The 18497-nt window shown below is 69.6% G+C and carries 16 protein-coding genes; 11 read left to right on the top strand and 5 right to left on the bottom strand.

Going from position 1 to position 18497, the window contains the following annotated elements; genetic code table 11:
- Positions 1-6 precede the first annotated feature (6 nt).
- Entirely contained in the window at positions 7-630 is a 624-nt protein-coding gene (locus ACTWQN_RS31185) for a GntR family transcriptional regulator (protein WP_443207201.1), read from the bottom strand.
- Positions 631-700: 70 nt separating this feature from the next.
- Positions 701-2236, bottom strand: coding sequence for a class I adenylate-forming enzyme family protein (locus ACTWQN_RS31180; protein ID WP_443207194.1), 1536 nt, complete (start codon positions 2234-2236; stop codon positions 701-703).
- Positions 2237-2402: 166 nt separating this feature from the next.
- Here ACTWQN_RS31180 and ACTWQN_RS31175 point away from each other — a divergent pair, with 166 nt between their 5' ends.
- The 9 genes from ACTWQN_RS31175 (at position 2403) to ACTWQN_RS31135 (ending at position 13123) form a co-directional block, all read left to right on the top strand.
- Positions 2403-3260 carry an FAD binding domain-containing protein gene (locus tag ACTWQN_RS31175; RefSeq protein ID WP_443207193.1) on the top strand — a complete coding sequence of 286 codons (858 nt, stop codon included), beginning with the start codon at positions 2403-2405 and terminating at the stop codon, positions 3258-3260.
- The gene (locus ACTWQN_RS31170; RefSeq protein ID WP_443207192.1) at positions 3257-5593 is read left to right on the top strand and encodes a xanthine dehydrogenase family protein molybdopterin-binding subunit; all 2337 of its coding nucleotides are present in this window, start codon (positions 3257-3259) and stop codon (positions 5591-5593) included. Before ACTWQN_RS31175 ends, ACTWQN_RS31170 begins: the two co-directional genes overlap by 4 nt.
- Positions 5590-6072, top strand: coding sequence for a (2Fe-2S)-binding protein (locus ACTWQN_RS31165; RefSeq protein ID WP_443207191.1), 483 nt, complete (start codon positions 5590-5592; stop codon positions 6070-6072). The genes ACTWQN_RS31170 and ACTWQN_RS31165 overlap by 4 nt, the downstream gene beginning before the upstream one ends.
- 52 nt (positions 6073-6124) lie before the next feature.
- Positions 6125-8395 carry a xanthine dehydrogenase family protein molybdopterin-binding subunit gene (locus tag ACTWQN_RS31160; RefSeq protein ID WP_443207190.1) on the top strand — a complete coding sequence of 757 codons (2271 nt, stop codon included), beginning with the start codon at positions 6125-6127 and terminating at the stop codon, positions 8393-8395.
- Positions 8396-8407: 12 nt separating this feature from the next.
- Positions 8408-9001, top strand: a complete 594-nt coding sequence (locus ACTWQN_RS31155; protein ID WP_443207189.1) for an SRPBCC family protein — start codon at positions 8408-8410, stop codon at positions 8999-9001.
- A 13-nt stretch (positions 9002-9014) separates the two neighbouring features.
- Entirely contained in the window at positions 9015-9707 is a 693-nt protein-coding gene (locus ACTWQN_RS31150) for an enoyl-CoA hydratase/isomerase family protein (protein ID WP_443207200.1), read from the top strand.
- A gap of 28 nt (positions 9708-9735) precedes the next feature.
- The gene (locus tag ACTWQN_RS31145; protein ID WP_443207188.1) at positions 9736-10617 is read left to right on the top strand and encodes an alpha/beta fold hydrolase; all 882 of its coding nucleotides are present in this window, start codon (positions 9736-9738) and stop codon (positions 10615-10617) included.
- A 19-nt stretch (positions 10618-10636) separates the two neighbouring features.
- On the top strand, positions 10637-11434 hold the full coding sequence (locus ACTWQN_RS31140) for an SDR family oxidoreductase (protein ID WP_443207187.1): 798 nt from the start codon (positions 10637-10639) through the stop codon (positions 11432-11434).
- 330 nt (positions 11435-11764) lie between these two features.
- Complete coding sequence (locus tag ACTWQN_RS31135) at positions 11765-13123, top strand: MFS transporter (RefSeq protein WP_443207186.1); 1359 nt, start codon at positions 11765-11767, stop codon at positions 13121-13123.
- A gap of 218 nt (positions 13124-13341) precedes the next feature.
- On the opposite strand, the gene ACTWQN_RS31130 is transcribed toward ACTWQN_RS31135, so the two are convergent.
- On the bottom strand, positions 13342-14550 hold the full coding sequence (locus tag ACTWQN_RS31130) for an acetyl-CoA C-acetyltransferase (protein WP_443207185.1): 1209 nt from the start codon (positions 14548-14550) through the stop codon (positions 13342-13344).
- Positions 14551-14943: 393 nt separating this feature from the next.
- On the opposite strand from ACTWQN_RS31130, the gene ACTWQN_RS31125 reads away from it, so the two are divergent.
- The gene (locus tag ACTWQN_RS31125; RefSeq protein ID WP_443207184.1) at positions 14944-15951 is read left to right on the top strand and encodes a glycoside hydrolase family 5 protein; all 1008 of its coding nucleotides are present in this window, start codon (positions 14944-14946) and stop codon (positions 15949-15951) included.
- Positions 15952-15969: 18 nt separating this feature from the next.
- On the opposite strand, the gene ACTWQN_RS31120 is transcribed toward ACTWQN_RS31125, so the two are convergent.
- Positions 15970-16773, bottom strand: coding sequence for an NAD-dependent epimerase/dehydratase family protein (locus ACTWQN_RS31120; RefSeq protein ID WP_443207183.1), 804 nt, complete (start codon positions 16771-16773; stop codon positions 15970-15972).
- 349 nt (positions 16774-17122) lie between these two features.
- A complete protein-coding gene (locus tag ACTWQN_RS31115) occupies positions 17123-17596 on the bottom strand; it encodes a MarR family winged helix-turn-helix transcriptional regulator (RefSeq protein ID WP_443207182.1) in 474 nt (157 codons plus the stop codon).
- Between the two features lie 153 nt (positions 17597-17749).
- On the opposite strand from ACTWQN_RS31115, the gene wrbA reads away from it, so the two are divergent.
- Positions 17750-18367: an NAD(P)H:quinone oxidoreductase gene (gene wrbA, locus ACTWQN_RS31110; protein ID WP_443207181.1), complete on the top strand. Its 618-nt coding sequence runs from the start codon at positions 17750-17752 to the stop codon at positions 18365-18367.
- The last annotated feature ends 130 nt before the right edge of the window (positions 18368-18497 follow it).

The following is an 18497-nucleotide window of genomic DNA, read 5'->3' as shown; positions in this document are numbered from 1 at the left end:
TCGCTCTCACGACCGTTTGTTGGTCAGGTGCGCGGTGCCGACGATGTGCTGGTAGGTGAGTTCACCGGCTCGCTCGGCGTCGCCGTCGCGCAGCGCCTCGACGATCGCGGCGTGCTCGGCGGCCGATTCCCGGTGGCTGCGAACGACTTTCGGGCCATCGGGCATCGCCTGCCAGAGCATCCGCATCAGCGACAGCAGCACCGGGGTACCAGCCGCCTGGTAGATGCCGAAGTGGAAGTCCCGGTTCAACGCGCCGTAGGCGAGGGAATCGTCGTCGAGCTCCACGATCTGCGCGTTGATCTTCTCGATCGCCGCCAGTTGCTCGGCGGTGATCCGGTTGGCGGCGAGCTTGGCGGCCAGCGACTCCAGCGCGGCGCGGATGAGGTAGTTCTCCTCGGTGGCGTCCAACCACGACTCCGCGACGGTCGCGCTGCGGTGCTGGTCGGTGGTGACCAGACCTTCGCTTTCCAGGCGCCGCAGGGCTTCCCGGACCGGCGTCGGACTCACCCCCAACCGGGTGGCCAGGTCGCGTTGCCGCAGCGACGTGCCGGCTTCCAGCTCACCGGTCACGATGAGTTCGCGAAGCATGCTGGTGACCAGCTCGGTCTTACTGGTGTACAGCGGCTGCATCACGGGTCATCCATTCTGTGTTGATATGGGCGGAATTCTAGCCGCGCCCGGTGTTCGGCGGGCCCGGTGTTCAGCGGGTCTGGTGTTCCGGTGGTACCAGGGCCGACCTGCGGAGTTTGCCCATGCCGCTGCGCGGCAGGGAATCCACCGCGAAGACCTGTTTGGGGCATTTGTAGGGAGCCAGCAGCCTCCGGCAGTGCGCGAGGACGTCGTCGAAATCGGCGGCACCGGTGGTCACCACCCACGCGGTGACCTGCTCGCCCCAGCGGGCCGAGGGCAGCCCGGCGACGGCCGCTGCCACGACATCGGGGTGCTTCTCCAGCACCAGTTCGACTTCCCTGGGGTAGACGTTGAAACCGCCGGTGATGATCAGTTCTTTCTTCCGGCCGGTGATGCGCAGGTAACCGGTTTCCGGGTCGAGCCGCCCTAGGTCGCCGGTGCGGAACCAGCCGCCGGGGTGGAACGCCTCGCGGGTGGCTTCCGGGCGGTTCCAGTAGCCGGTGAAAACCTGCGGTCCGCGCAGCAGGATCTCGCCTTCCGGCGCGTCGTCGCCGGATTCATCCGCGATGCGCAGTTCGACACCTGGCAGCGGCAGACCGACCGTGCCGGGGATGCGCGGCCCGTCGATCGGGTTGGACACGTCCAGACCGCTTTCCGTGCTGCCGTACCGTTCCAGTGGCGGCACGCCCATGACCTGCGCCAACCGGTTGGCGAGTTCGGGGCTCAGCGGTGCCGAGCCGCTGACGGCCAGCCGCAGCGTCGGAGTGGTCAGGGCTTGCGGGGCGTCGGCGATGAGCCGTTCGTAGATCGCCGGGACGGCGAACAGCACGGTGGCGTGGTGGCCGCGCATCGCCTCGGTGAGCTTCGCGGCGTCGAAGTCCGGCAGGATGACCGCCGATGATCCGGCGAGCAACGTCGCGTGCACGCCACCCAGGCCGTGCTGGTGGCTCAGCGGCAGCGAATGCACGAGCACGTCGTCCTCGCTCCAGCGCCACGCCAGCATGGCCGCGCGGATCGAGGCGAGCAGGTTGCCGTGCGTCAGCGGAACTCCCTTGGGTGCACCGGTAGTCCCCGAGGTGTAGGCCAGCAGTGCGGGTTCGTGCGCATCCGCTTCGGGTTTGCCGCGCGCTGCTTCGGGCAGCGGTTCGTCCAGGGACACGATGCGGAGGTCGAGGCCGCGCAGCCGATCGGTGGCGGGCTGCGCGGCGAACGCCCATTCGGCCTGGCTGTCGGTGACCAGGTGGCGGAGTTCGGCTGTGGTGTAGGCGGGATTGGCGAGGACCACTGTGGCGCCTGCGCCCAGCAACGCGAGGTAGGCGAGCACGAGCGCGGAACTGTTGTGCCCGCACAGCAGAACTCGTGCGCCGGGGCGCAAACCGTTGATGCGCAACCAACTCGCCGTCCGGGCGCCCCGTTCGGCCAGTTCACCGTGCGTGAACCAGCGGTCGGACTCGGCGGGGAACAGCAGTGCCCGTCGGTCGGGGAGTGCGTGGCACGCGCTGGGCAGGCTGCCGATGTCGAGCGCGGCGACCTCGGTGGTGCCGTGCCGCTGCCATGCCGCGCGGTCGCGTGCGGAAGTTTCCTGCCGCGTCGGGTTCTGTGTCAAGGCCTGCTCCCTGTGACCGTCGGGTTTCCGCGGTGACGAGTTGATTTCCACGCTGGGCCAACGAAAATGCGTGGTGTCGGACGCTTGCGCGAGACGAGCCGCACTGTTTGAATCATGATATATCAAGTTGCAGACCGTGCCAGCGGCATCCGCGGAGAGGAGAGCCGTGAAACCGGCATCCTTCGACTACCACCGGGCGCACGACGTTCGCGGGGCGACCGAACTGCTCGCCGAACTCGGCGACGAGGCGAAACTGCTGGCCGGTGGCCAGAGTCTGGTGGCCATGATGAACTTCCGGCTGGCCAGGCCCGCCGCGCTGGTCGACGTGGGCCGCATCGGCCGGTTGAACTACCTGCGCCGCGACGCATCGGCGCTGCGCATCGGCGCGCTGACGACGCATCGGGCGATCGAGACCGCGAGCGCCGCCGAGATCGTCGGCCCCTTCGGCGTGCTGACCCGCGCGGCGACCTGGATCGGCCACTATCCGATCAGGACTCGCGGCACCATCGGCGGCAGTCTGGCGCATGCCGACTCCACGGCGGAATGGTGCCTGCTCGCCGTGCTGCTGGACGCCCAGATCGTCGTCGAGAGCACTCGCGGGCGGCGCACGGTCGCGGCCGGGGAATTCTTCTTCGGTTTCCTGACAACCGCGTTGGAACCTGACGAGATGATCGTCGAAGTGGTGTTCCCGACCCCCGCCCCGCACGCGGCGCTGACCGAATTCGCCCAGCGCAAAGGCGATTTCGCGATCGTCGCGGCGGCGGTCAGCCTCGACGTGGCCGGTGGGGTCTGCCGGTCGGGTCGGGTGGCGCTGGGTGGCGTGGACGCGGTGCCGGTCCGGATCCCGGCGGCCGAGGCCGTGCTGCGCGGCGGCGAACTGGGCGGCGAACTGTTCGCCGCGTGCGCGGCCGCGGCCGCGCACGCCATCGAGCCGGGCAGCGATGCGCACGGCAGCGCCGAGTACCGCCGCAAACTCGCCCGCACGCTGGTGATCCGCGCCTGCCAGGAGGCGATGGCCGGGTGAGCGGACCACACACCTGGGTCGGCGCGTCGGTGCCGCGCCGCGAAGACCCGCGACTGCTCACCGGGCGCGGCCGGTTCGTCGACGACCTGGAACGCGTCGGGGCCCTGTCGGCCGCCTTCGTGCGTTCTCCGGTGGCGGCAGCGGACATCAACTCGGTCGACCTGTCCGAGGTGACTTCGGCGGCGGGTGTTCGGGCCGCCTTCTCGGCGGCCGAGCTGGGCCTGGCCGGGCTGACCGCGCTGCTGGAACGCGAGGAGTTCGTGCCGACCACCATGCCGATCCTGGCCACCGGGCGGGTCCGCTACGCGGGCGAACCCGTCGCGATCGTCCTCGCCGACGACCCGTACGCCGCCGAAGACGGCACCGAACTGGCCAATGTGGACTATGCGCCGCGCCGGGTGGTGACATCCATCGACGACGCTCTGGCGGGCAATGCGCCCGACGTGCACGACGAGTTGGACGCGAACACCTTCCTGGCGGTGACCCCGTTCGACGACGACGTGGACGACGTCTTCAGCACCGCCGAATGCGTGGTGCGGACCGCGATGAGCAGCGGGCGGCAGAACGCGCTGCCGCTGGAACCGCGCGGCTGCCTCGCGGAATGGGTCGATCGCGACGACCAGCTCGTCGTGCACATCTCCAGCCAGGTCCCGCACCAGGTGCGCACCGCGCTGGCCCGCTGCCTCGGGCTGCGCGAACGGCAGGTCCGGGTCATCGTGCCGGACGTCGGCGGCGGATTCGGGCTGAAATGCGTGGTGGGGCGGGAGGAAATCGCGGTCGCCGCGGCGGCCCTGCGGCTGCGGCGACCGGTGAAGTGGATCGAGGACCGGCGGGAAGGGCTGTTCGCGAGCTTCCTGGGGCGCGAGCAGCGCTACCGGGTGCGGGCGGCGTTCGACGGCGAAGGCCGGATCCTGGCGCTGGACGCCGACGTGCACTGCGATGTCGGGGCGTACTCGGTGTTCCCGTTCACCAGCGGGGTGGAACCGCTGATGGCCGCCACCGAACTGCCCGGCGTCTACCAGGTGCCCCGCTACCGGGCCCGGGCACGCGCCGTCGCGACCAACAAGGCGCCCACCGCGCCCTACCGAGGCGTCAGCCGCCCGCAGATCGTGCTGGTCATGGAGCGGCTGATGGAGCGCGCGGCGCGGGAACTCGGCATCGACGCGGTCGCGATCCGGCGGCGCAACCTGATCGACACCTTCCCCTACGTCGGGGTCAACGGCATCACCTACGATCCCGGCTCCTACCGGGAATCGCTGGACCGCTGCGAGCGGCGGCTGCGCGCGGAAGGCTGGTTCGAGCTGCGCGACACCGCCGCGGACCGGTTGATCGGCATCGGCTTCGCCTGCTTCAACGAGCGCACCGGGTACGGCACCGAGGCGTTCGCGCAGCGCAAGATGTCAGTGGTACCCGGTTACGACATCTCCGAGGCCCGCATGGATCCCAGTGGTGCGGTGACGGTGTTGACCGGGACGTCGGCGCACGGCCAGGGCCATGAGACGACGCTCGCGCAGATCGCCGCCGACCAGCTCGGCGTGCACCCGGATGCGGTGCGGATCCGGCAGGGCGACACCGACCTGGTCAGCTACGGGTGGGGCACCTTCGCGAGCCGGTCGGCGGCCATCGGCGGCGGCGCGGTCCGGCTGGCGGCCGGGAAGCTGGCCGGGCGGATCCGGGCGATCGCCGCGCACCTGCTGGAGACCGACGAGACCAACATCGAGCTGGCCGATGGTTGGTGCCGTCGCCGCGACGACCCGGACAGCGCGGTACCGATCGCCGAGGTCGCCGAAATCGCCTACCTGCGCGCGCACCGGTTGCCCAAGGACCTCGAACCGGGCCTGTCCGAGCGGGCCACCTTCGACGTGCTCACCTCGGGCACGTTCTCCAACGCCACGCACGGCGTGGTCGCGGAACTGGACCCGCGCACCGGCCAGACCCGGCTGCTGCGCTACCTGGTGGTCGAGGACTGCGGCGTGGTGATCAACCCGAAGATCGTCGATGGCCAGGTCCGCGGCGGTGTCGCGCAGGGCATCGCCGGGGCGCTGTACGAGCAGATCGACTACGACGCCGACGGGCAGCCGAGCGCGGGCAGCCTCATCGACTACCTGGTACCGACCGCCGCGGAAATTCCCGAGATCGACATCGAACACCTCGAAACCCCTTGTGCCTTCACCGAAACCGGCGCGAAGGGCATGGGCGAGGGCGGCACGATCGGGGCCCCGGCCGCGGTGCTGGGCGCGGTCAACGACGCCCTGCGCGACACCGGCGTGGAACTCGACGCCGTACCCATCACACCCGAGCAAGTCCTGCGAGCCCTGGAGCGCAGCCGATGAAGGACCAGCAGCTGATCAACGTCACGGTCAACGGCACCGAACACGAGGTGCTGGTGGAATCCCGCCGCACGCTCGCCGACGTGCTGCGCCACGACCTCGGCTACACCGGCACCCACCTGGGCTGCGAGCACGGCATCTGCGGGGCCTGCACGGTGCTGGTGGACGGGGTACCGGCTCGGGCGTGCCTGATGTTCGGGGTGCAGGCCGACGGCACCGAGGTGCGCACCGTGGAGGGCCTCGCCGACGGCGATCGGCTTTCGGACCTGCAGGAGGCGTTCTCCCGGCACCACGGGCTGCAGTGCGGCTTCTGCACCCCGGGATTCCTGATGCTCGCCGAGGCTTACTTGGCGGAGAACCCGACGGCGAGCAGGGCGGAGATCCGCGACGTGGTGTCGTCGAACCTGTGCCGCTGCACCGGCTACCAGGGCATCGTCGAGGCGATCAGCGACGTCGCCACCAGCCGACGGGAGGCGTTGTGAGCCGCCGGGCAGCTCGTGGCAGCGATCCGTCGCGCGACGCGCTGGGGGCGCGATGAGCACCGCGACGTCGGAGCGGGTCGCCGGGGTGATCGGGGCGCGGGTGCGCCGCCACGAGGACGATCGGCTGCTCAAGGGCCAGGGGCGGTTCGCCGACGACGTCAACCGGCGCGGCCAGGTGCACGCGCGGATCGTGCGTTCCACCGTGGCGCACGGTGAGGTCACGCGGATCGACACGGCGCAGGCGCGGGCGCTGCCCGGTGTGCTGGCCGTGATCACCGGGGCGGATCTCGTTGACATTCCGCCGATTCCGATCCGGCTGCCGCGCGGCGACGAGCCAGCGGACAGCTTGCAGCCGATCCTGCCGGAGGTGGTCCGCTACGTCGGCGAACCGATCGCCGTGGTCGTCGCGGACGACCCGTACACCGCGGAGGACGCCGCAGAGCTGGTCGCCGTGGAGTACCGGGACTTGCCGGTGGTCCTCGACGCCAGCAGCGCGCCAGCGGCCACCCGGATGCAGGTCGGTTTCGGCGAGGTGCGGGCCGCGTTCGCCGCCGCGGCGCACGTCGTCGAACTGGATCTGGAGGTCGGTCGGCACGCCGCTGTTCCGATGGAGCCGCGCGGGCTGGTCGCCGAGTACGACGCGGCGACCGGGCGACTGGCGGTGTGGGGCGCGACGAAGGTGCCGGTGTTCAACCGCAACGTGCTCGCCCGGATGCTCGGGATGCCCGAGGACCAGGTGCGGCTGCACGCCATGGACGCCGGTGGCGGCTTCGGTGCGCGGGGCGAGTTCTACCCGGAAGACCTGCTGATCCCGTGGCTGGCCCGGCACCTGCGGCGGCCGGTGAAGTGGACCGAGGACCGCGCCGAGAACCTGGTCGCGCTCAACCACTCCCGGCAGCAGCGGCACCGCATCGCCGCCGCGTTCGACGCGGACGCCCGGCTGCTGGCGCTGCGCGACGAGATCGTCCACGACAACGGCGCCTACCTGCGCACCCACGGCCTGCTGGTGCCGGAGCTGACCGTCGGCATGCTCCCCGGCCCGTACCGGGTGCCCGCCTACCAGGCCGGGTTGGACGTGGTGCTGACGAACAAGACCCCGTGCGGCACCTACCGCGCACCCGGCCGCTACGAGGGAACCTTCGCCCGCGAACACCTGCTGGACGTCGCGGCCGATCGCCTCGGCATCGACCGGGCGGAAATCCGGCGGCGGAACCTGTTGCGCCCGGACGAGATTCCGCACGTGCGTCCGCTGCGGGCGTTGGGCACCGACATGGTGCTCGACGCTGGTGACTACCCGGCGCTGCTGGAAACCGCGCTGGCGAAGACCCGCGGCTGGCGCGACGAAGTGGCGCGGCTGCGGGCGCGGGGTCGCAAGGCCGGTTGCGGTTTCGCGGTGTTCCTGGAGAAGAGCGGGCTCGGGCCGCACGAGACCGCGGACGTGATCGTCGAACCCAGCGGGCGGGTCCGGGTGCATTCCGGCGGCACGTCGCTGGGCCAGGGCATCGAAACCGTGCTGGCGCAGATCGCCGCGGATCGGCTGGGCATCGACCACGAGAACGTCGAGGTGATCAACGGCGACACCGACCTGCAACCGTTCGGGCTCGGCTCCTGGGCCAGCCGGTCGACGGTGCTGGCGGGCAACGCCGTCGACCTCGCGGCGACTGCCGTGCTGCGTCGAGCCCGTTCGGTGGCCGCCCGCATGCTGGGCGTCGCCGAAGACCTGCTGGAGCACTCCGGCGGCGCCTTCTCCTTCGCCGACCGCAGCGTCGAGTTGGGCGAGGTCGCCGCCGCGTGCGCCCCCGGAAGTCCGCATCTGGAACGGGGATCCGAACCTGGGCTGGCGGCCCGCCGGGTCTTCGAAGTCGATCACATGACCTACCCGTACGGCGTGCACGTGGCGCTGGTCGACATCGATCCAGGGACGGGGCACGTCGCGGTGCCGCGCTACCTGGTCGCCTACGAGATCGGCCGGGCGATCAACCCGACGCTGGTCGAAGGGCAGCTGATCGGTGGCGTCGCGCAGGGTCTCGGCGGTGCGCTGTACGAGAACTTCCACTACGACGAACAGGGCCAGCCGCAGGCTTCGACGTTCATGGACTACCTGATGCCGACCGCGACCGAGGTGCCCGGTCTGGTGGACACGATCGTCACCGAGGACGCACCCAGCCCGGACAACCCGCTGGGCGTCAAGGGCGCGGGGGAGGGCGGCATCACCGCGGCGGGCGCGGCACTGGCCAACGCGGTGCGCGACGCGCTCGGGCTGCGCGGTGCGGTGGATCGGCTGCCGCTGAGTCCACAATGGATCTGCGCCGAACTGGGCTGACGGGAGGAACGCATGCGGCTGACCAACGAAGTCGTGCTACCCGCACCACCGGAGGCGGTGTTCGCGCTGATCAACGACGTGCAGCGGATCGCCCCCCACCTGCCGGGCGCGACCCTGGAGGGCCGGACCGACGACTCCTACCGCGGCCGGGTGCGGGTCGAGGTCGGGCCGATTTCGGCCGCCTACCAGGGCGTCGTCCGCTTCCTGGAGGTCGACGAGCCCGGCAACCGCCTGGTGCTCGGCGCCAGGGGCCGCGACGAACACGGCATCGCCGAGGCCAGGGTGGCGGTCCAGGTCCGCCCGCACGATGCGGGCAGCGTGCTCGCGCTGGACACCGACCTGGTGATCCGGGGCGAGGTCGCGCGGTTCGGCCGCGGCGCGCTGGCTGACATCTCGCAGCAGCTGGTTGAGCAGTTCGCGGCCAACATCAGCGACCTGCTCGCCGAACCCGCCCAGGTGGTCCTGCGCGATGAGGCCAGCCCGCACCGCGAGAACTACGCACGACAGCCGGTTGTCGTGCCGATGCTGAAGAAGGCCGCACCGGTCGCGGTGGCGTTGGTGGTCGGAATCGTGGTCGGGCGGCTGCTGGGCGCCCGGCGGAGCTGAGGAAGTGACGAGCATGCTGCACCACGCCCGGCCATCGCCCACCTTGGTGGTCCTCACGCTGGATCGCCCGGAAGTCCACAACGCACTCGACGCGGCCCTGGTCGACGCGCTGCACGCGCGATTCGCCGAGGTCGCCGTCGATGCCGAGGTGCGCGCCGTCGTGCTCGGTTCGAGCACCGCTGGCAAGTTCTGCGCCGGTGCCGATCTCAACGTGTCCAATGCCGAGCGGCGCAAGGTCAGCGATGACCTCTACGCGCTGTACGAACGAATGCTGCGACTGCCGGTTCCGGTGGTCGCCGCGGTGGACGGCCCAGCCGTGGGTGGCGGGGCGCAGCTGGCGCTGGCCGCCGATGTGCGGCTGGGCTCGCCACGGGCGCGGTTCCGGTTCGTCGGGCCAGGGCACGGCCTGTCGGTCGGATCGTGGGGGCTGCCGTCGACCATCGGGCGCCGCGCCCTGGAACTGGTGCTCAGCCAGCGCTTCGTGGACGCCGAGGAGGCCGTGGCGATCGGGCTGCTCGACCGGCTCGCCGAGGATCCGCTGCGCATCGCGACCGCCCTGGCCGGATCGGTCGCGCAGTTGGGCCGCGACGCCGTGCGGCGGGCCAAGGAGCAGGTGGTCGCCGGGGAGGGCCTGTTGGCTCGGCTTGCCGAGGAACGGTCGGCGAACGCCGCGGTGTTCACCGGCGAAGTGCCGTTCGGCAGATGATATATCAAATCGCAAATGGGAGGTTCGAGTGCCGTACGCGACCACCGACGACGGAATCCGCCTGTACTACGAGGAATCCGGCAGCGGCGTGCCGCTGGTCTTCGTGCACGAGTTCGCCGGGGACCACCGGTCGTGGGAACCGCAGATCCGGTATTTCGCCCGCCGGTACCGATGCGTCGTCTACGCGGCGCGCGGCTACCCGCCGTCGGAGGTGCCCACCGAGCCGGAGCGCTACGGCCAGTTCCGCGCCGTCGACGACCTGGTGACCGTCCTCGACGCGATCGGAGCAGACCGGGCGCACGTGGTCGGCAACTCGATGGGCGGATTCTGCACGCTGCACTTCGGCCTCCGCCATCCCCAGCGGGCCCGATCGCTGGTGGTCGCCGGTTGCGGCTACGGAGCGCACCCCGACGCCCAGGAGAAGTTCCGGTCGGAGTCGGAACTCGTCGCGGTGGCCTTCGAAACCGAAGGCTCGGCGGAAATGGCCAAGTGGTACGGCTTCGGCCCGGCCCGCGTGCAGTTCGAGCACAAGGACCCGCGCGGCCACGCCGAACACGTGGCCGTGCTCGCCGAGCACGATCCGGTCGGCGCGGCGCGCACCATGCGCGGCGTGCAGAAGGCCCGCCCGTCGCTGTACGACCTGCGGGCGGAACTGGCCGCGCTGGACGTGCCAACCCTGATCGTCGCGGGCGACGAGGACGACGGAGTGCTGGAAACCGACCTGATGCTCAAGCGGACCATCCCGCGCAGCGGCCTGGTCGTGCTGCCCAAGACCGGGCACGTGACCAACCTCGAAGAACCCGAACTGTTCAACCACCACGTCGAACGCTTCCTCGCCCAGGTCGAGCAAGACCGCTGGCCGAGACGGGACCCGCGTTCGCAGAGCACCTCGACCACCGGCGCCAAGTAACCACGAAGAGGAGTCCACAATGGACATGCAGCTGGGTGGCAAGATCGCGTTCATCACCGGCGCCAGCAAGGGGATCGGCCGGGCCTGCGCGGAGCAGCTCGCGGCCGAAGGCTGCGATGTGGTCATCACCGCGCGCACCGAGGCGGACATCGTCCGCGCCGCCGACGAGATCGCCGCGGCCAGCGGGCGCAAGGTGCTCGGACTGGCCGGGGACATGAGCGCCACCGCGGACGTGCAGCGCTGCGTCGACCTCGCCATCGAGCAGTTCGGCCACATCGACATCGTGATCACCTGCGCCGGTTCGTCGCCCGGCGGCCTGCTCGAAGACCTCACCGAGGAGCAGTGGTTGGGCAGCATGCAGCTGAAGTTCCTCGGCTACGTGCGCACGGTTCGCGCCGTGATCGGGCACATGCGCGAGCGCGGCGAGGGCTCCATCGTGCTGGTGGTCGGCAACGACGGGCTCAAACCGTCCTACTGGGAGATGACCGCCGGTGTCGCCAACGCCGCCGACATCAACTTCGCCTCCTCGGTGGCCGAGCAGTACGGGCCGATGGGCATTCGGTGCAACACCGTCAACCCCGGCCCGGTCAACACCGACCGGTGGGCCGGGCTGGAGGCCGCTTTCGCGCGGGACAAGAAGGTCGATGGTCAGCGCGCGCACGAGCTCGCGGTGTCGTCGCTGCCGCTGGGGCGGATCTGCGAGCCGGAGGAGGTCGCCAACGTGGTCACCTTCGTCGCCTCGCCACGCGCCAGCTACCTCAACGGCGCGCACATCCCCGTCGACGGCGGCCAGCGCAAAGCCCTGATGGACGTCTGAGAACCTGTTCTCGTACTCGTTTTGCGTGGTGAACCCGAGGCGGTCGGGCCGCCACAACGGCTGCGAAGACAGGCATTCAGACGCCGTCTCGACAAAGGATCCCCGACATCGTGAATGCCAATTCACGATGTCGGCGCCCTCGCGAAGAACGCGGGCGGAGTCGGAGAACCTGCGGCGGTACCGGTTGCGGGGGTGGGCCAAGCGGCTGGCGCCGCTTCGAAGGACAAGATCAAAAACAGGGCGCTGAGACCCAGGTCATCGGTCGTGAGTGGTTGTCGGAACGACCACTCACGACCCGAGAAAACCCGGTCCGACGAACAAGGGAGTCCCATGAAGACCGGAGATCAGATCGTCCAGGAACTGCCGTGGAAGTGGCGGACCCAGGGCGCGATATTCCTGATCGGCGGCCTCGGGTTCATGTTCGACGCCTGGGACGTCGCGCTCAACGGCTTCCTCATCCCGCTGGTCGGCGCGGAGTGGAACCTCTCGCCCGCCGCGCGGGGCTGGGTCGGCACGTCCAACCTCATCGGAATGGCCGTCGGTGCCGTGATCTGGGGCGCGATCGCCGACACCATCGGCCGCAAACGCGCGTTCAGCCTGACGTTGCTGATGTTCTCGGTGTTCTCGCTGGCCGGTGCCGCGTCCCCGGACTTCGTGACGTTCTGCGTGTTCCGGTTCCTGGCCGGGATCGGCCTCGGCGGCTGCATTCCGGTGGACTACGCGCTGGTCGGCGAGTTCACCCCGGCGAAGGTGCGCGGCAGGGTGCTCACCGCGATGGACATCTGGTGGCCGGTGGGCGCGACGCTGTGCGGCGTGGTGTCCGCCGCGCTGCTGGTCTTCGACAACTGGCGGCTGCTGCTGGTGGTGATGGTGCTGCCCGCGCTGCTGCTGTTCTGGATCCGGCGCTCGGTGCCGGAATCGCCGATGTACCTGATCCGCCAAGGCCGGGCCGAGCAAGCCCGGTCGGTGATCGACGATTTGGTGCGGCGGACCGGGGCGGCAGTCGAGCCCTGGACGCTGCCGGAGCCCGCACCGCAGCCGAGGATGACCGTCGCCGCGTTCGGCCGCCAGGCGCGCGACCTGTGGCGGTTCAGCGCCAGGATCACCTCGGTGTCGTGGGCGCTGTTCCTGACCGTGTTCCTGGTCTACTACGGCGCGCTGACCTGGCTGCCGAGCATCCTGGTCGAGCAGGGTTACGGCAATTACGCGGCATTCATGGTGACCACCCTGATGACCGCGATCGGCATCGTCGGCGTGGTCGTCTCGGCCTGGCTGGTCGACGTGGTCGGTCGCAAGTGGGTCATCGGTCTCAGCGGCCCGCTGGCCGCACTCACCCTGGTGTTCTTCGCGGTGCAACTGGACATCGAGACCGCCGCCAAGTGGTGGATCACGGCCTTCGGCTTCCTCATCGAACTGACGATTCCGGCCCTCTACGCCTACGTCTCCGAGCTGTACCCGACCAGCCTGCGCGCCAGCGGCTTCGGCTGGGCCTCCACGGTAAGCCGAGTCGGAGCCGGATTCGTCCCAGTGATCTTCGGCTCCCTCCTATGGCCCCACCTAGGCCTACCCCTGACGTTCACGGTCATCGGCGCCCTACTGGTCCTGGCATCCCTGTGGATGGCAACCGCCGCCCCAGAAACCAAGGGCCGAGACCTAGACACCATCAAAACCCCCACAACCACCCCCTGATCCCCAGGCTCATCGGAGTGCCCCACCCAGGTGAACGCGCGCGGGATGAGCCCCGTTCGCCACTGATCGAGTGGTAGGTGAAGGGCACCTTTTACCAAGTAAGTTGGCGAAAGGTGCCCTTCACTCATCACACGTCCGGGGGTGCGCCACTCGGTGTGGTGAAGGGTGAGGGGCACCTGTGACCCGCTTACTGGGTCACGAGTGCCCCTCACCTCGGGTCAGATGCGTTCGAAGACGGCGGCTAGGCCCTGGCCGCCGCCGATGCACATGGTTTCCAGGCCGTAGCGGGCTTCGCGGCGGTGCATCTCGCGGGACAGGGTCGCCAGGATGCGGCCGCCGGTGGCGCCCAGCGGGTGTCCCAGCGAGATGCCGGAACCGTTGACGTTGAGGCGGTCGAAGTCGGCGGGCTTGAACTCCCACTCGCGGGTGCAGGCCAGCACCTGCGCGGCGAAGGCCTCGTTGAGCTCGATCAGATCCAGGTCCGCCATGCCGATTCCGGCGCGCTGCAAGGCTTTCGCCGTCGCGGGCACCGGGCCGATGCCCATCGTGCGCGGTGGCACCCCGGCCCGCGCCCAGGAAACCAGCCGCACCAACGGGCGCAGCCCGAGCTCCGCCGCGCGCTCCGGCGTGGTCACCACGCACACCGCGGCCGCGTCGTTCTGCCCGCTGGCGTTGCCGGCGGTGACCGTCGCTTCCGGATCGGACTTGCCCAGCACCGGTTTCAGCGCGCTCAGCGCCTCCATCGTGGTGTCCGGGCGTGGGTGCTCGTCCACGTCGACCACGGTGTCGCCCTTGCGGGAGCGCACCGTCACCGGCACGATCTCGTCGGCGAACCGCCCAGCCTGCTGCGCGGCACCGGCGCGCTGCTGGGAGCGCACCGACAGCTCGTCCTGCTCGGTGCGCGAGATTCCGTATTCGCGGCGCACGTTTTCGGCGGTCTCCAGCATGCCGCCCGGCACCGGGAAGTTCTTGCCGCCCGCGGTCACCCGGCCCCGGGCGAGCGCGTCGTGCAGTTCGAGCCCGCTGCCCCGGATGCCCCACCGCGCCTCGGTGGTGTAGAACGGCGCGTTGCTCATGCTCTCCACGCCACCGGCCAGCACGACGTCGCTCACCCCGGTCTGCACCTGCATCGCGGCGTCCAGCACGGCCTGCAGACCGGAGCCGCAGCGCCGGTCCACCTGGGTGCCGCCGACCTCGATGGGCAGGCCCGCGTCCAGCGCGGCGACGCGGCCGATCGCCGGGGCGTCGGAGGTGGGATAGCAGTGCCCGAGGATGACCTCGTCGATCGCCTCGCCGGCCAGCCCGGTGCGCGCCAGCAGTTCCTTGATCACCGTTGCCGCCAGGTCGACCGCGGGCACCGTCTTGAACACCCCGCCGAATCGACCGATCGGGGTCCGCAGCGGTTCGCAGATCACCGCTTCGCGCATGGCTTGCTCCTTCGAGTTCCGGTGGCGGCCACTGCGCCGCCGTCTCGTTCGTAGCACAGCATCGTCGGTCATCGAAATGACCGGGGATTATGTTCGAGCCGGTCTTACTGGCTGGTCAATTCGGTATTGGACGGTTTCGCTGTGTCGTGCGAAGGTGCAGCGGGGCAACTTCGGGAGGTCGGCCATGCGGCGGCTCGGGGTGATCGGCACCGGCGTGGCGTCGCGCGGCAGCGCCGGTCGCGTTGGGCTACCCAGGGCTGATGAACGACCGGATGTTGACGGTCTCTCGCCGATCTCGCTATCGTGACCCGAAATTGGAAACTATGTTTCCGATTTCCGCCGCCAGAATCGGGAGCCGCCCCCACGGCTCCGCTCTTCTACCGAGGAGAACCGATGAGGTGGCGCAACCCCGTCCGCGTCGTGGCGATCGCCGCGACCCTGTTGCTGACCAGCACCGCGGCCCAGGCGAGCACCCGGGACGCCGAACTCGACCCCGTTGCCGCCAACGGGATCCTGTCGGTCTGCGGCAAGACCCTGTGCAACAGCAGTGGTGCTCCCGTGCAGCTGCGCGGCATGAGCACGCACGGCCTGCAGTGGTACAGCCAGTGCGTCAACGACGAATCGCTGGACGCGCTGGCCCAGGACTGGCAGGCCGACGTGCTGCGGATCTCCATGTACATCCAGGAAGGCGGCTACGAGGAGGACCCGGCGCGGTTCACCGAGATGGTCGACCAGTACGTCGAGGAGGCCAGCGAGCGCGGCATGTACGCGATCATCGACTGGCACCTGCTCGACCCCGGTGACCCGTACTACAACCTGGCGCGGGCCAAGACGTTCTTCACCGAAATGGCCCGGCGGCACAAGGACAAGGCGAACGTGCTCTACGAGATCGCCAACGAACCCAGCGGTGTCGAATGGGCTCGGATCAAGGGCTACGCCGAGGAACTCATCCCGGTGATCCGGGCGCAGGACCCGGACTCGGTGGTGCTGGTCGGCACCCGGGCCTGGTCGTCGCTGGGGGTCTCCGACGGTGCCGACGAGAAGGAAGTCGTCGAGAACCCGGTCAACGCCGAGAACATCCTCTACACCTTCCACTTCTACGCGGCCTCGCACGGCACCGAGTACCTGGACGCGTTGTCCCGCGCCGCCGATCAGCTACCGATGTTCGTCACCGAGTTCGGGACCCAGGAGGCCACCGGCGACGGCGGCGACGACTTCGGCATGGCGCAGCAGTACATCGATCTGATGGCCGCGAAGAACATCAGCTGGACGAACTGGAACTACTCCGACGATGCCCGCTCCGGTGCGGTGTTCAAGGAAGGCACCTGCGAGAACGGGCCGTATCCGGGCACCGGCCAGCTCAAGCCCGCGGGCGTGTGGGTCCGCGAGCGGGTCATGTAGCGCCGAAAGAGCCTGCGTTCAGGGGCGGCCCAGCGGCAGGGTGGTGAAAGTCGCACCCAGGTAGTCCTGGTCGGGGCCGGGTTTGTTCGGTGCCACCTCGGCGGCGAAGATCTCGGAGTCGTCCTGCGGACGGTAGCCGAGCTCCTCGGCCTCGGTCAGCGAGACGAGTTTCCGGGTGTTGTCGGAGACGCCCCACACCACGCGGTAGCCGGGCGAAGGGGTCGTCAGGCAGGCCTCGAACAGCCGCCCGGCGTCGTCCGGGGACAGCCAGATCGACAGGCCCCGCTCGTCGGAAGGGCGCTCGGCGCATGCGCCGATGCGCAGGGAGATGACGTCGATGCCGAACCGCGAGTGGTAGAGGCTGCCCAGCGCCTCGGTCGCCACCTTGCTGAAGCCGTAGTAGGTGTCGGGCCGGGGCACCGCCTCGCCGGGAACACCGTCGGGACCCGCATCGGCGACCGGGTGGAAGCCGACGGCGTGGTTGCTGGAGGCCAGGATCACCCGTCCCACGCCGGTTTTCCGGGCCGCTTCCAGCACGGTGCGGGTTCCGTCCACATTGGCCGAGAGGATCTCTTCCCAGGTGTCCTCCCTGCTGAGCCCGGCGAGGTGGACGATGGCGTCGACGTCCTGGCAGGCGCGGACCATCGCCGCCTCGTCCGTGATGGCCGCGGTCAGCGTCTCGACGTCCTCACCGGGTTCGGCTGCCGCGGGTGGCTGGATGTCCAGCAGTCGCAGGGTGCGGCCGGGTTGGCGCAGCCTGGTGCGCAGCATGACGCCGATGCGTCCGGCGGCACCGGTGACCAGAATGCGCTGGGGTGACATGACTTCCTCCCGTCGGCAACGGATGTCCACGCCGAACTCTATACGGGAGGGGGCCGGGGTGGGGGCTCGCTCCCGCCGCCAGACATGAGCGAACCCCCGGCTGCTGGGCACGGATGCCGTGTCGCGCCCCGGACTGTCGTGGTCAAAGCTAGGGCAGCCGATCATCCCCGTCAAGGACGACGGCGGTGTTCGAAGGGTGTTAATTCTGGGAAATGGTCGGGAAATCTGGTATCTGATCAGTCTAATGTGGATAGATGAGACTCATTGGCGCAGGTGTTGTGACCGATTTGCCCGCATCGCCGCGGAGGTAATCTGTTTATTCTTCCGGCGCGGTTTGCCGGGGCGGGGCTCAGTCCGCGCTGTTGGCGGCCCGGAGGGTGCGCATGGCCTGGGCGAGCGCGGCGGAGTCGGCCTTTCCCAGGGGTGCCAGGACGCGTTTGCGCAGGATCTCGGCACAGACCTCGCGGGCGCGTTCGGCGATGTCCAGGCCGTGGTCGGTGAGCACCGCATAGGTGACGCGGCGGTCGGTCTCGCACGGCTCGCGGCGGATGAGGTCGGCCGTGGCGAGGCGGTCGGCGACCTTGGTGAAGCCGCCGCTGCTGAGCGCGGCCTCGCGGGCGAGCTTGGTCATCGGCATCCGGTGTTCCGGGGAGCGGACCAGGCGGAGCAGGATGTCGAAGGACGCCGGGGCCAGGCCGAAGTGCTCGTTGATCTCGGCCGTGAGGCGTTCCTGCGTGACGTGGTAGCCCTCGATCACCAGGCCCCACCAGGTGATGATCTCGTCGTCATCGGTGTGCGGGTCCGGGCCGGTCTCGTTGCTCACCGAGGTGCTCCTTTCCTGTACTGCCGCGTACCAGTCTACCCGAAACGGCTCGCCAGGAAATCTCTTGCAGGAAAGAGTTCAGCTGGGTACTGTCTTCTTTGGAAGAGATGAGCGTCGAGACAGCGCTCCGTCCCGCGAACAGGAGTTCCGACCGTGAGCAACACCGTCAAGGTCAGCGTCATCTACTACTCGGCCACCGGCGTCGGCACCGAGATCGCCAACACCCTGGTCGCCGAGGCCGAAGCGGCGGGTGCCGAGGTGCGGCTGCGTCGGGTCCCCGAACTCGCCCCCGACGCGGCCATCGACAGCAACCCGGCGTGGCGCGCCAACGTCGAGGCCACCCGCGCCATCCCGGAGGCCACTCCGGACGACGTGGTGTGGGCCGACGCGGTGCTGTTCGGTTCGCCGACCCGGTTCGGCAACATCGCCTCGCAGCTCAAGCAGTTCATCGACACCCTCGGCGGGCAGTGGGCGCAGGGCCAGCTGATCGACAAGGTCTACAGCGGCTTCACCTCCAGCTCCACCGCGCACGGCGGGCAGGAGTCCACGCTGCTTGCGCTGTACAACACCTTCCACCACTTCGGCGGCATCGTCGTCGCCCCGGGCTACACCGACGGCGCCAAGTTCGCCGACGGCAACCCGTACGGCACCAGCCACGTCGACGCCCAGGGCGCGAACAAGGTCGACGAAGTGACCCGCGCCGCCGCCGCGGTCCAAGCCAAGCGCGTAGTCGCGGTAACCCAAGCCCTCAAGACCGGCCGCACCGCCTGACCGGCGACCGAGTACGAGTGAAGGGCACCTTTGACCGGCTTACCCGGTCGAAGGTGCCCTTCACTCATGCCCCACCCAGGTGACGTGCGCTCCGCTGGCCACTGGTCGAGTGGTGGGTGAAGGGCACCTT

Source organism: Saccharopolyspora antiqui (assembly GCF_052246905.1).
In the GTDB taxonomy this organism is placed as follows: domain Bacteria; phylum Actinomycetota; class Actinomycetes; order Mycobacteriales; family Pseudonocardiaceae; genus Saccharopolyspora.
This window is presented reverse-complemented; position numbering and strand designations above follow the sequence as displayed.

What these genes read in the sequence shown, in the direction of transcription:
- ACTWQN_RS31185 (WP_443207201.1), bottom strand. Translation starts at nt 630, where the DNA reads ATGCAGCCGCTGTACACCAGTAAGACCGAGCTGGTCACCAGCATGCTT.
- ACTWQN_RS31165 (WP_443207191.1), top strand. Translation starts at nt 5,590, where the DNA reads ATGAAGGACCAGCAGCTGATCAACGTCACGGTCAACGGCACCGAACAC.
- ACTWQN_RS31160 (WP_443207190.1), top strand. Translation starts at nt 6,125, where the DNA reads ATGAGCACCGCGACGTCGGAGCGGGTCGCCGGGGTGATCGGGGCGCGG.
- ACTWQN_RS31155 (WP_443207189.1), top strand. Translation starts at nt 8,408, where the DNA reads ATGCGGCTGACCAACGAAGTCGTGCTACCCGCACCACCGGAGGCGGTG.
- ACTWQN_RS31150 (WP_443207200.1), top strand. Translation starts at nt 9,015, where the DNA reads ATGCTGCACCACGCCCGGCCATCGCCCACCTTGGTGGTCCTCACGCTG.
- ACTWQN_RS31140 (WP_443207187.1), top strand. Translation starts at nt 10,637, where the DNA reads ATGGACATGCAGCTGGGTGGCAAGATCGCGTTCATCACCGGCGCCAGC.
- ACTWQN_RS31135 (WP_443207186.1), top strand. Translation starts at nt 11,765, where the DNA reads ATGAAGACCGGAGATCAGATCGTCCAGGAACTGCCGTGGAAGTGGCGG.
- ACTWQN_RS31130 (WP_443207185.1), bottom strand. Translation starts at nt 14,550, where the DNA reads ATGCGCGAAGCGGTGATCTGCGAACCGCTGCGGACCCCGATCGGTCGA.
- ACTWQN_RS31125 (WP_443207184.1), top strand. Translation starts at nt 14,944, where the DNA reads ATGAGGTGGCGCAACCCCGTCCGCGTCGTGGCGATCGCCGCGACCCTG.
- ACTWQN_RS31120 (WP_443207183.1), bottom strand. Translation starts at nt 16,773, where the DNA reads ATGTCACCCCAGCGCATTCTGGTCACCGGTGCCGCCGGACGCATCGGC.